The sequence below is a fragment of the Hydrosulfovibrio ferrireducens genome (genome assembly GCF_046883345.1).
In the GTDB taxonomy this organism is placed as follows: Bacteria; Desulfobacterota; Desulfobulbia; order Desulfobulbales; family Desulfurivibrionaceae; genus Thiovibrio; species Thiovibrio ferrireducens.
In genome coordinates this window covers 294108-306472 of sequence record NZ_JALKCW010000022.1, presented here as the reverse complement: position 1 = coordinate 306472, position 12365 = coordinate 294108, and the positions used below count along the sequence as shown (strand labels likewise).

The 12365-nt window shown below is 57.2% G+C and carries 12 protein-coding genes; all 12 read right to left on the bottom strand.

Translation table 11 applies throughout. The features are described 5' to 3' along the window. Positions 1-410: 410 nt before the first annotated feature. Positions 411-1244: a BON domain-containing protein gene (locus MWR57_RS11630; RefSeq protein WP_423124987.1), complete on the bottom strand. Its 834-nt coding sequence runs from the start codon at positions 1242-1244 to the stop codon at positions 411-413. A gap of 128 nt (positions 1245-1372) precedes the next feature. Further along, entirely contained in the window at positions 1373-3409 is a 2037-nt protein-coding gene (locus MWR57_RS11625; RefSeq protein WP_423124986.1) for an OmpA family protein, read from the bottom strand. Positions 3410-3781: 372 nt separating this feature from the next. Further along, complete coding sequence (locus MWR57_RS11620) at positions 3782-4501, bottom strand: general secretion pathway protein GspB (RefSeq protein ID WP_423124985.1); 720 nt, start codon at positions 4499-4501, stop codon at positions 3782-3784. Then, entirely contained in the window at positions 4501-6141 is a 1641-nt protein-coding gene (locus tag MWR57_RS11615; protein ID WP_423124984.1) for an ExeA family protein, read from the bottom strand. Before MWR57_RS11615 ends, MWR57_RS11620 begins: the two co-directional genes overlap by 1 nt. An 80-nt stretch (positions 6142-6221) precedes the next feature. Next, positions 6222-7118 (bottom strand): type II secretion system protein GspN, encoded by an 897-nt coding sequence (gene gspN, locus MWR57_RS11610; RefSeq protein WP_423124983.1) that lies wholly within the window; start codon positions 7116-7118, stop codon positions 6222-6224. Continuing rightward, positions 7118-7642, bottom strand: coding sequence for a type II secretion system protein GspM (gene gspM, locus MWR57_RS11605; RefSeq protein WP_423124982.1), 525 nt, complete (start codon positions 7640-7642; stop codon positions 7118-7120). Before gspM ends, gspN begins: the two co-directional genes overlap by 1 nt. After that, the gene (gene gspL / locus MWR57_RS11600) at positions 7639-9033 is read right to left on the bottom strand and encodes a type II secretion system protein GspL (RefSeq protein ID WP_423124981.1); all 1395 of its coding nucleotides are present in this window, start codon (positions 9031-9033) and stop codon (positions 7639-7641) included. Before gspL ends, gspM begins: the two co-directional genes overlap by 4 nt. Positions 9034-9038: 5 nt before the next feature. Further along, positions 9039-10166 carry a type II secretion system minor pseudopilin GspK gene (gspK, locus tag MWR57_RS11595; protein WP_423124980.1) on the bottom strand — a complete coding sequence of 376 codons (1128 nt, stop codon included), beginning with the start codon at positions 10164-10166 and terminating at the stop codon, positions 9039-9041. A gap of 1 nt (position 10167) precedes the next feature. After that, positions 10168-10830 carry a type II secretion system protein GspJ gene (locus MWR57_RS11590; protein WP_423124979.1) on the bottom strand — a complete coding sequence of 221 codons (663 nt, stop codon included), beginning with the start codon at positions 10828-10830 and terminating at the stop codon, positions 10168-10170. Next, the gene (gene gspI / locus MWR57_RS11585; protein ID WP_423124978.1) at positions 10796-11185 is read right to left on the bottom strand and encodes a type II secretion system minor pseudopilin GspI; all 390 of its coding nucleotides are present in this window, start codon (positions 11183-11185) and stop codon (positions 10796-10798) included. The genes MWR57_RS11590 and gspI overlap by 35 nt, the downstream gene beginning before the upstream one ends. After that, positions 11186-11716: a pilus assembly FimT family protein gene (locus MWR57_RS11580; protein ID WP_423124977.1), complete on the bottom strand. Its 531-nt coding sequence runs from the start codon at positions 11714-11716 to the stop codon at positions 11186-11188. It abuts the gene before it with no gap. Between the two features lie 175 nt (positions 11717-11891). Next, positions 11892-12335, bottom strand: a complete 444-nt coding sequence (gspG, locus tag MWR57_RS11575) for a type II secretion system major pseudopilin GspG (protein WP_423124976.1) — start codon at positions 12333-12335, stop codon at positions 11892-11894. Between the last annotated feature and the right edge of the window lie 30 nt (positions 12336-12365).

Genomic DNA, 12365 nt, shown 5'->3' with positions numbered 1-12365 from the left:
CTGACGAATATTTCGAAACGCTGGACGATGCCGATTAAAAACTGGAAATCGGCGCTGAATCAGTTCAGCATCATGTTTGAAGACAGGCTGCCGGAATTTTGATCACAAAAACCATTTACACAAAATTCTTTACACACCCCATTTGTTTCGTCATCGTCGTTCTCCTCTGTTGTTGAGTTTCCTGCTGTTTCACGCCGGATGCGTGATGTAAAAGAACGGTCTTTCTTGAAAAAATCCGGGAAGGGAAGAAACTCCGCTTTTCCCCGAGCTTTGCAAACGCCTGGTGCTTGCTCTTATCACACGACTATTTCAAAGAGTACCCGCATGTTGGCCTTTGCCGGCTTTGAGTATATCTCTCTAGGCGCTGACTCACAGGCGACCGGGTATTTTTTGCCATAGCCGATGGTGGACTACTTAATGGACATCCGGTTCGTTACGCTCTTCACTCCGTGTACGTCGCTGGCAAGTTTGGTGGCCAAACTCAACTCGGCGGCGTTATTGGCCTTGCCAGACAAGGTGACCTCACCACGCTTCGTTTCGACCTTGGCATTCATGGCGCTGGTCGATTGGTGGGAGAGCAACGTTATCTTGACCTGGGCCGTGATGGAAGCGTCATCAATCTTTTCCCCCACCGTTCGCTCCTTCTGCGGAATCTTTGCCACACTCATCTCGTTATGCACGCCTTTAACCCCTTCCACATCCTTGGCGTATTCCGCTGTCAATTCCTTTTGCGCCAGACTGGCAGCCTCGCCGCGCAGGGTCACGATACCGCCTGCAACCTCCACCTCGGTTGTGCCGGCGCGCACGCTGCGATGAAACAAAAGCGTGATTTTCACCTTCTCACGGAGCCACGCATCGGAATTTGCGGTGGGGGCTGCCCCTTTAACCACCAACCTGTTGTCCACGTTCTTGACCCCAGGCAACCCTGCAACGGTTTCCTGGGCCAATGATTTATGGAAGTTCTCGGCAACGGTCCCGGTCAAGATGACGGCGCCGTCCTTGGATTCGATCTTGATATCATCACCCTGCAGGTAGGTTTTGAACACATACGACTGCCTGGCGGAAGATTCGATGCGAGCGTCCATGTTTTTAGCTTGCTCAGTGCTATCGAGCGCCCCCATAGCCATCGCGGCCACCAGTAACGTTTCGAAACGGGTGTCCTTACTTCCGGCTTGCACAGGTTTATCGAACGCCCCCATGACCAAAGCAACTACCAGTAACGTTATGAAACGTATCGTTTTCATAAAACGTCCTCCTCATGTCGACTGTTGCAGCTTCATCAGTAAATATCCAAGACCGCATATCCTGAAGGAAATGAACAAAAAAATCGGCGCCAGCAAGGATGCTGGCGCCGATTGACTCCCGAAGAAAGTTACTCCGTATACTGGAGGGTGATGATCACGGTTCTGTTCAGCGACCTCCCCTCGGGCAGACTGTTGTCATAGGGCGGATTATTGGGCCCGTTGCCCACATGGTTTATCTGTGCGGCAACCGATGTCCCGGCTTGCTGAGTGGTGTCGTACACCGTTTTTGCGCGGCGCTCCGACAATTCGACATTATATTTTTCCTTGCCAATGGTGTCGGTGTGTCCAATGATATCCATGGTCACGGTCTTAAGCTCCGCCACCCTGCCGAGCACCCGATTGACAATGATCTGATTGCGATCCTTGAGTTCCGCCCGGTCAAAGTCAAAGAGGATCAGACCATACTTCTCCACTATCTTGTTGCCGGTCTTCTGGGCGCTGCGCTCCTCCCGTCTGATAAGATTGATGGCAATCGGCTCCGTGGAGACGCCAAACACATTGCCTTCCTTGTCTTTCACTTCAAGATCGGCGCTGAGCTGCCCAAGCGCGGCAAGATTACGAGAGTTCATCGTTGCCAGGGGGAAAATAATTTCCGCCGGCGGATTCCCCACGCCCTCCCGGGTAGCCAGCACCTTGTCCCCGCCCAGCAGTCTGAGCTGCCAGCGCACAATCTCGGTCTCGGCTTGCAGGGATGAACTGATCCGAATTTCCTTGGTGTCGGCTTGTTCCTGCACATAGGTACTTTTGATGGTGTCGAGGATGGCGGGATGGCTGGACAGGATTTCCACCCGCTGATTTTCAACGATACCTTCCGGCACCCGGCTGGTACTGGGCACGGCGGGAAGATTTCGGGCCTTGATTTCCATCCGGGCCGGGTCAATGGCCCACACGGATTGCAGATAGGCGGAAACCGCCTCGGCCCGGCTCTTTGCCAGGGCAATCTTTCCTTTTTCCACGCCGTTATTGGAATTGCAGCCCACCAGGGTTATCCGGGCCTCGGGGTTGGCCACCAGCCGTTTACCGATCACATTCAAAACGTGGTGGTACTTTTCCATGGTGTCGGTGAGCTTTTCCTCGGCAAACGCCCCTGTCTCCGCCGGGCCGGACAGGGCAACGTATCTTTCCGGGATGCGGCTTTTTCCCGTGTCAAAATAGATGTGGTTCAACAACGGCGAGCTGTCCACGATGGTGACCTCCTCGATATTCACGGAGGAAGGCACGGAAAAAAGAGCCCCGGTCGGCGCGGTGAGAAAACGGTAGGTGACCAAGTAGCGGTGGAAGATGGTGGTGGAAAATTTGTTGAGAATGGGCAGGAAATCACTGGCCGCATTGGCTTTGCGGATCATCCCGTTATTGCCCTGCGCAAACGAGCTCAAAAAAGTATCCAGGCCCGGCTTGTCCATATAGTCCACGGCATAGGCGGTGAAGTTGGTCACACCCGTGGCCGCCAAGCCTACTTCCTCGGCCTTTACCGTGCTGTTGATGTCTTCCCCGTCTGAAAAAACGATCATGAACTTTTGGCTGTCCGCAGGCATCTGGCGGATGATCTCCAACCCCTTCTGCATGCTGTCATAGAGGTAAGTACCGTCGGTCGTCTCCGGGAAATAACTGCTCCGGAGAAATTGGTTCAAAGCCGCCACATCGTTTCCCTGAAACGTCTTGGTGGAGACTCGCGGTAGTTTATCGCCCGGATCGACAAAGGTGACGATATGAACATTATCAATGGGCCGAACCAGGGCAAGGAAACTGCTCATCGCGGCCAGCAGCGGCTCAACCGCCTTGCGCTGTTCCATGGAGTAGGAATTGTCCACCACCAAAACGATATTAAGGCCGGTGTTCCGTTGCTCCAGGACGTCTTCCACCGAAATAATCTTCGCTGTTTTTGGCCCTTGCGTAATGGAAAAATCCTCTTTCTTTAAACCCAGGATGGCATCTCCGTCCTGATCCTGGACCGAGACCAACACCTTGCCTTCGGCAATGGGCTGGAAACTCAGTCTTGTTTTCTGGTGGAGAACCTGCACCTCAAGATTGTCAAGGGCCAAACTCACGCCCGCCCATGAAAAACAGGCAAAAAATAGGCACAATAGACTAACGGTTTTTTTCATGGTGTTTCTCCTGTAAGAATGCGCTGTGCAACACGATGGCAAGACTTCATGCGGTTTTCTTTATCCAACGGCCAAAACACCCATATCATGTGCCACATCCTCCAAGGCGCCACTTACAGCCAACAGGAAGATGTCTCGGTGTTTGTTCGTGATCAGTGTCTTGTAAAGCAGAATATGTGCCAGGTGATGTATTGCCGGGATTCCGGCTGTCATCCTGCTGAAATGATAGAAATTTAAATGGATCGTGCTGTGCGGAACAAACTCTGTGAAAAGGATCGCGAGCTGACATATCAGGAAATTCCTGACATGTCAGCCGTGATAACCACTTGGAAGCAGATGTGCTCCCATTGCCAATTTTCCGCGAACATGCTCCTAGCGGATTGGACTGCGGATGACGAAAGATTTCCCCTGGAAGTCCAATATTGCCCCCGTTGAAGTAATTTCCACGACATGCAGCTCGCTGCTCAGCCAGTCGCCTTCATGCAGCAGGCGATCGTTGATCCGCACCAACCTGCGGCCCGGGTCGGCACTGTGGTAATGCATGCTCATGGTCAGACGGGGTATCCGATCGCGCAGTTCCTTGGGCAAGTCGAGATAGAGCGGCAAATTTTCTTGGCTTCGCGCTTCCGGCTGTTCGCTGACTCCGGCCGTAACCCGTTCAGCGGGTTCCATCCTTTTGCTTGGCGTGCCGCCATGAACCAGCGCCGGTGGTGTACTCAGCGCGCGGCTCTCCGCCGGAATCGGAGCTGAGTCTTCCGCCAAGGAAGCCTCGGGCTGGGGGGCCGGAGCTGGAACAAAATCCTGCAAAACGGCTGTCGGCTCGGCCGGCCTGGACTGATCGAGAGAAGAAGGTGCTTGGCTCGCCCCGTTCACCGCCGGGGCCGGCGCAAGGATTGCGGGTTCAATCCCGCGGTAAAACCACCAACCACTGACCAGAGCCAGGGGCAGGATGCCGGCCGCCAGCCAGGAAGACCAGCGCCGTGCCCGGCGCGAGGACAGCAAGAGTGTCCGTTTGCACACCTCCTGCTGCGGCGTGTTATTCTGCAGCCGTTGCTGCTCCGATTTCTTGAGTGCTTCGAGGATAAAGGACATCAACTGACTCCTAGCGGGGAAAGATGCGGACCGGCCGGATTACGGGCGGTGTCGAGATGGACCAGGGTCATCGGTCCGAGAACGCCATCCGGCGTCAGACCATTACTGAGCTGGAAGCGCTTGAGAGCGACAAGGAGCGAGCCCTCCAGGCGGGCTTCCTGACCGGTCGCGGCATACAGACCCAGCTCCTGGAGGGTCTTTGCCAACCAGGCGACCGAAGCGCCCGCCTCTCCGGGTTCCACAATCTCCCGCTGCAACGGCGGCCTCTGCCAGAGCAGAAGGTACTCCCCAACCCAGTACGGGGCAATCGCGGAAAGCGCCAAGTCGTACTGCTTGCCTCCGGCGATGAATATGCCCCGGTTGCCCTCAAGACGCGCCATTACGACATGAAACGGTGTTCCGGCCTCGCCGTAGAGGGTCAGGATGACCGGCCGATTCATTTTCCGCAGCGTCTTCATGCTGTCGTTGCGGACGAGGCAATCCAACCCCTGTTCGCTGGCGTATGAGCAGTAGTCCGGACGGTCAGGATTATAGGAGAGGCCCCACAGCCCGGCCAGATCGGCAAACGCACCCTCCATGCTCTGGGAAGCGACGAAATCCTCCGGCAGCCTCCGGCCCGCAGCATCGTCGGAACCGCCCTGGGACGAGACTGCCGCCTGCGGATTTTTGCCTTCGCTGGCCGAGCTTTGTGTCTGCGCGGAAGAGTCTTTGCCGAAACCGAATGGCAGCGGGTACGGCCTCTTCCAGTACCAAAAAACGGCGATGCAGATCATGAGGACGAGAGCACCCAGAGCGGCTGCCAGCGCAACCTTTTTTCGCTTTCCTTGCGACTGGAGTCTCCCGAGTACTTCATGGGCGGCCTGGCGAAGGATTCTCCGGTTGACCTGCTGGCGATTCAAGGTATACGCCCCGAGCAGGGCGCGATCGCAAATGAGATTGATCAAGCGCGGAATGCCGCCGGTCAACTGCCAGAGAGTCTTACTAAGATTTTCGGGGAAGAGCGGGCGATTGCAGCCGGCGATCTCCAGGCGATGCCGCACATAGGAGCCCATTTCTTCCGCATCAAGAGGCCCCAGGTGGTAACGGGCGGTAATCCGCTGGGAGAACTGACGCATCTCCTGCCGGTTCAGAATTGAAAGCAGCTCCGGCTGGCCGAGCAGCACGATCTGCAGCAGTTTGTAGCGATTCGTCTCAAGGTTGGTCAACAGACGCAACTGTTCAAGGACATCGGTGGAAAGGTTCTGTGCCTCGTCGATGAAGAGTACGGTTTTACGCCCGCGGGCATTGGCCTCAAGCAGGTAGGCGTTGAGGCGATCGACCAGGTTCTTGATACTGCCCTGTTTTTCCCGGTCGATACGGAGTTCGTCGCAGATGGTCTCCAGCAGCTCGATGACGCTGACCTTGGGATTGAAAACAAAGGCAACATCCACCCCCTCGGGCAGTTGTTCAAGGAGACTGCGGCAGAGGGTCGTCTTACCGGCCCCGACCTCACCGGTCAGAAGAACGAAACCACCGTCTCTCTTGATCCCGTACTGCAGGTGGGCCAAGGCTTCACGGTGGCGCTCGCTCATGTAAAGGTAGAGCGGGTCCGGCGCGATCGAGAAGGGAATTTCATTGAGGCCAAAATGGGAAGTGTACATACAGGTCCACACAGGGTTGGTTGTTGTTAGCTGCTTGACTCCATTACAGAAGAGCAACCCGGTTCCTCCAGGAGGACGGCTTACCTGATCACGGGGTTGGCCAAGGTTCCCGTCAGGTGGAGATTGCGGCTGCCGTCCGGCAAAGGAGTTCCGGCAAGTTGAATAAAATTGGCCAGGGTCGGGTCCTCCTGATCGCCGGCACGTACCGACACATTGAGATTGATCTGGCTGTTTTGCGGATTTTCCTTCACCAGCGTCACGGTTCCCTTGCCGGAAAGCACCACATCCCCCCCGGTGGCTTCCAGGCTATCGATGAAAAACAATGTTCCCTGACCGCTCATCCGCAGGGACATCTTGCCCAGGCGTAAACCGGCCGCATCCCTGGTCAGGGCTTCGAGGCCCTGGAGCGCGGCCTGCTCGAAGCGGAGGTCGATCAGGCTTTTGGTGGCCGATTGCAATGGGGCAGCGGTCTCCATCTGCCCCGTGGTGATAATACCGACAAAACGCATTCCCAAACCGCTCGGCAAGGGGATGTCGACCGGCAGCGCGGTCGCGCCCAGGGCCAGCAGCCCGCTCCGCTGCCAGCGGAAGGCAAGCTCTCCGTCCGCAGCAAAAAGTTTTCCCTTAATCCCCGGGTCTCCCGTGATAATGCCCGCCCAAAAGGGGGAGAACCTAAACCGCTCAACACTGACGACCGTTTCGTGACGATCAAGGTAACGGATGCCCCCTTTCTCGCCGGTCAGGGTAAGCATTGGTTGCAAACCGGCTTTGGCAAGCTCAACCTGGATCGGGAACCGGGCTTCGAGCTCGTAGACCAAGCGCTGCCGGAGAACCTCCTCCGGGAAGGCCAGGTAAACGCCGCCCAGCAGTCCGAACAGAAAAAGAGCGGGTGCGGCAACACGGTAAAAAAGCCGAGGGTTCCGGACCATCCCGGTTTCGCCGGAGAATCCGGCTCGAAAATATTTCGCAAACTGCATCAATTTCTCCTGGCAGCGCTGACCGTGACGCTCATATCAAGTTGGGCTGCGTTGTCGAAGCGTTGCTTGAGGTGCAGGCGGTCGACTCGCATCGGCGGGCTGGCCTGTTCCATTTCCTGGAGAATCCGCAGAACCTGTTCCATGTCAAGCCGCTCCAATTTGAACTCAGTGGTCTCAATCCGCAGTTTCCCCTGAACAACAGAGGGCAGAGGGCGCATCAGGACAAGGTTCTCGCGGCCGCCGATCTGGCTGGCGGTCTGTTCGAGAAAATTCAACGGCGGATTGGTTTCACGGCGGTCCAGATCGCGCTGCAACTGGTCGGCCTGTTTCTTGAGGGTCAGGTAGTCGGCTTGCAACTGCCGCACCTCCTTCAATTGCGCCTGGCCGGAGCTGATCCTGTTGTCCAGCCGTTTACCAGCCGCGCCGTAGGGAAGCACCACGCCGAAAACAATCAGCAACACAGCGAGCACCACAGCCGCGCCGGCCAGGGCATAGAGTTCTCTCTGATTCAATGTTTTGATCATGACGCCCCGCCTTTTTCGCTCACAGTCATGCGCAGGCGGTAACTGACCTGCTTTCCGTCCAGACCCATCTTCGATTCAGAAACCTCGACTTTCTCGAAGTAGGGCGAGTGTCGAAAGGTCTCCGCCATGCTATTGACCTCTTCGAATGTGCCGGTTTGCCCCGAAACCCGCACTTCATTGCGTTCCATGGTGATTTCGTCCACATCGACACTGAGCGACTTCGGCAGTTCGGAGAGGGTTTGCAGCACTTGCAGGGAGGAAAGCCGGCCAAAACTGATGATGCCGACGTCCTCCTGTAACTGCCGGATTGCGCTTTTCATTTGCAGGGGGACATCGACCGCGGTTGCGGCATTGGGAAAACTCTCCTGATAGAGCGCCGCCATCTGCTGTTCCAGCAGCCTGACCTGATGCTGCTTGTCGTAATAGCGCAGCCCCATGCTGACGCCGACCGTAATCAGGGTGAGGCCGGCCAGACAGGCGGCCATCATCAGGGTTTTGCGCAGACCGGCCCATTCGCCTTTCAGGGCAAACACCCCCTGCCGCAGGTTGAAGGCCTGCTCCTTACCGGTATCCGCTGCCCGCAACGCCAGAGCCACAGCCGGCAGAAAAGGCGCGGCGATGGTTTGACCGTTGATGTCGATGGCCAGCAGTTCCACTTGGTCCCGCAGCAGAGCGAGGGAGGCAACCAGTTCTGGCGTGGCCAGAGGGCCCATCAACTGCAAGGGCATGCCATCCGGCTGTTGCGCCCGGGCCAGAACCGTGGCTTGTTGATGAATGGCCCGGGCCTGGTCGGCCACCGGCATCGATCCCCCAAGGGGCATTTGCAGATAATCGAGCACCTCTCCGGAGCGGATCAGGGCCAGGCAGATTTCCTGTTCCATGGCGCAGACCAAAATACCGTCCGCCAGGAAATCTTTGAGACCGGCGACGTAGGCATACGGCGCCAGGTCCAGGATGTGCAGGGGAATGCCCATGGCGTCGAAAGGGGCGAGGGTTTCCGCAAGCAATGTTGTTTTGACCGCGGCGGCAACTATGGTGGCCCCATCACCCTTTCGAACCGGCGGCTGCATGGCCGTACTATAGTCGTCCAAGGCGACCGGCAGTTGACCCGCCAGTTCAAAAGAGAGGGCAGCCGCAATTTTCCGTTGATTGCTGAACGGAAAGGTCAGCCGGCGCACCAAGGCGGCACTGCTGGGCAGACAAGCGGCCAGCCGGTCTCCGAACTGAAAATCGCCATCCACGAAATCCCGCAGCCGAGCCACCTGGCCCGCCACCTCTTCGTGAAGAATTTCCATAACCAGAACGAGCGAAATGGCCCCTTGGTCGCGGCTGAGGACGGCCAGACGCAGAATTTTCCGGTCTATATCGATGCCTATCAATCGTTTTGCCATAGCAGTCAGTGTACCTTTAGAAATAAAAGTAGGTTGCCCTGTTTGTTCACTTCGGCCTGGAAGCGCCGCCGGCCGTCATTGATCACCGCCTCGGACTCGATCCGGTAGCGGCTACTCTTTACGTTCAGCGTCCCAAGATTAGCGAGACTCTTCAGGGCGCTGTAGCCTCCGGCAGAGAGCACCGGCTCAAGTTGATCCAGACGCTCAATCGGCGTTTCCTGGCGATACGCGATCAGGGTTTCGGCCACGTTGGCATCGATCAGGGGATCGAGGGACCTGAGCACACCGCCACTGGCGGTATTGATATTCACCGTCGAGTGGTCATGCAGACCAATATGCGGCAGGATCCGGCGCACAACCTCCGGGGTAAAACCCTTGACCAGCTTCAATTCGTCGAGGGTATCCAGGTGGCCGTTCTTGACCGGATACGGTTGCGGCAAACTCTGATAATAGGAGGACTCGGCCCCCGCCACCGGGGTATCGATCCCATCGGTGCGAATCACCTGGTACGGAGCATCGCCCGTGTCCAACCAATCGATCAGATTGGCGGTCAACTCGGCCGGATCGCCGAGATCGTTGATTGCCAGTGCTACAAAAAGCCGATAAAAACGATCGACCATCAAGGCGCTCGGCGTGTTTTCTTGGACTAGGGCGTTGATTCCCAATTTGCCATCCTGATCCATGATGCGCACACTGACAGCACCGTCACCGACCGGGTAATTGGTGACTCCCTGGGACCAGAGTTCGTCCAAGCCATCGTAGCCATTGCGATCCTCTTGGAGGATCATGCGTCCGGCGGTGATCCCCCCCTTGGCCAAGTAGGAGGCCCGGGTGGTGTCGCGAAAGGTTTCGGTCAGACGCAGGTCGACCAGGGCGGAAAAAGCCAGTTCGGTCAGTAGCGAGGTCAAGAGGGCCACGATAACCAGGACCACCAGTAACGCCATGCCTCGATTGTGCTTGATTTGTAACCGCTCGCGGGGCAAACCCACAAAGGTCAAATAACCACGGAACAAGCGGTCACAGGGTGCCGCAGGTTGCGACAAGCGGGACGGCGATGCGTACTTTTGTCCGTGAGCCGGATCGATCGCCGCAAGATGTGGTGCCCTGTGATCGCTTACCTTGTTTTTTTTCATTTCATTGCCCGCTGACGTCCGGGATTTCAAAGGTCGTGGTAAAGGGAATCCGCTGCTGTTCCTCCTGGCCGACCACCAGGGAAACTTCCACCAGTTGCGGCAATCCGCTCTGCCGGGCATCCCATTGCTCCAGCCAGCGACCTCCGGTGTAAAAGCGCAGCGACAGACTGGCAACATTCGGCGCCAGCCGCATCATCCGATCATCAACAGGCGCGGCGGCTGACTGCCGGGACCGCTCGCCACGCAGCAGCACCTGGCGGCTCTTATCCTCCGCCTCCTGGTCCGGGGCAAGGCGGTAGCGAACCTCGGAAATTCCGCTGCCGGTGTCGCTTAACAGCGTCACCGCCGTGGTGGTCAGTTCCAGGAAAGGTTCGTCCTGGTCATTGACGCCGCCGCGGAACATGGTGGTCTGATCGCCGGAGCGAAAGTAGACGCCATGCAGTTCTCGACCGAAGCGGTCGAAGATAACCCGCGCCAGGTGGTAGTCGGCGCTGTCCCTGTCAAGGCGCAGTTTGGCGGAATTCACCCCCCCGAAAATTCCGTAGACCGCGGTCAGGAGGATGGCCAGCAGACTGACGGCCACCAGCACTTCGATCAGGGTGAAGCCCCGCTCTCCCCATGGCGGCTTATTAAAACAAAAACGAGGTGATATCGACACTCTCATTGCGCTCCTCCTTGCCCCAGAGCACCGTGACCGTGACCATCTGCACCGCGGGCAGGGCTGTGGGACCGGTGGAGATCCGCCAGCGGTAGTCGGCGAACGGTTCGGCAAACGTCCCAGCCCCATCGGCGAGTTTCGCCCCGGTGTTGCCTCGGGCTTCAAGTTCGCTCTGGGCCATCTTCTGCTGGGCCAGCAAGGTCGCCTTGGTCAGATGCTGCAAACGGCTGTGCACCCCGATGGCGCGGTTGCCAAGGCTCAGCAGCGCGATCATGGCAATACCGATGATCGCCAGCGCGATCATGATTTCCAGCAGGGTAAAACCCCGTTGCCCGGCAGCGTTAATGTCCGTGTCTCCCATTTAGAGCGTCTTATAGCCCTCAAAAATTTCAGCGGTTCCGGTCAGCGGCATGACATGCAAGGTCAGCGCGTTTCCGCTGCCATCCTCAAGATGCACGCTGGTCTCCTCGACCCAGCCGGCAGGATGAATCCGCACTGTCACCTCGCCGGTGGTAAAAGTGCCCCGGTCCGGCATTTGCAAATCCCTGAACCGGACATCGCCGGCCAACTCGGTTTCCCGACCAATCCCGGAAAGCGGCACAACCTCACCATCGGCTTCGAGAACCCGGGCGCTGTAGGTGCCACGGTCCAGGTTGCAAATCAGGCGGTGCTCCCTTCCGGTCAGGGCCGCCTCATTGAACAGGTACTTGATCGTCCCGTTCAGGCAACGGGCGGAATAAGCCAGCTTATTGGCCCTGGTCCCGCCGAACAGCGGAATGGTGAGCAGGGAAAACAGGGCCAGCAAGGTGATCACCACCCCCAGCTCCAGCAGGGTGAACCCGGACTGCCCAGGACGCGGTCTGATTGTCAATGAGCCGGCGGCAAGTCCCATACAACAGCTCCTTTTCGCCCAATATCCACAGCTAGTGCCTCGCAAACGAAACGCTTTTCCTTGGGCGCACATGCAGACGCCCTCCTAGTGCCTTGTAACTTTTTTAATCGACATCCCATTAATTCCCTCCCGCAAGGGGAGGGGAGTTTTTCAGAAATATTAAGAGAGAAAGGTGCTAATCAAGCTCCCAACTGTTGATATCCGCATCGAACCCTTCCCCTCCCGGCTCATTGTCGGCACCGTGACTGATCAGATCAAAGGAGAGGCTGTGTGATCCGGGAGAGAGATAGATATACGGCTTGTTCCATGGGTCGACCGGAACTTTTTTCAGGTACCCTTCCTCTGAATATCGGGCCGGAATGCGCCCGGTCTCCGGCTTGACAACCAACGCCTGGAGTCCCTGCTCGGTGGTGGGGAAAAATCCGTTGTCGAGTTTGAACATGCCCAGCGCTACTTCGATTCCCTTCATATCCACCTTGGCCTTGGTCACCTTGGCCATATCCGGACGGCTCAACAAACGCGGCACGATCACCGCCGCAAGGATTCCAAGAATCACCACGACCACCATGATTTCGATCAGGGTAAAACCACGGCAGGAACGATATTTTGGTGATAACATATTCAACTCTCCTTGCAATTGCCTGACGGC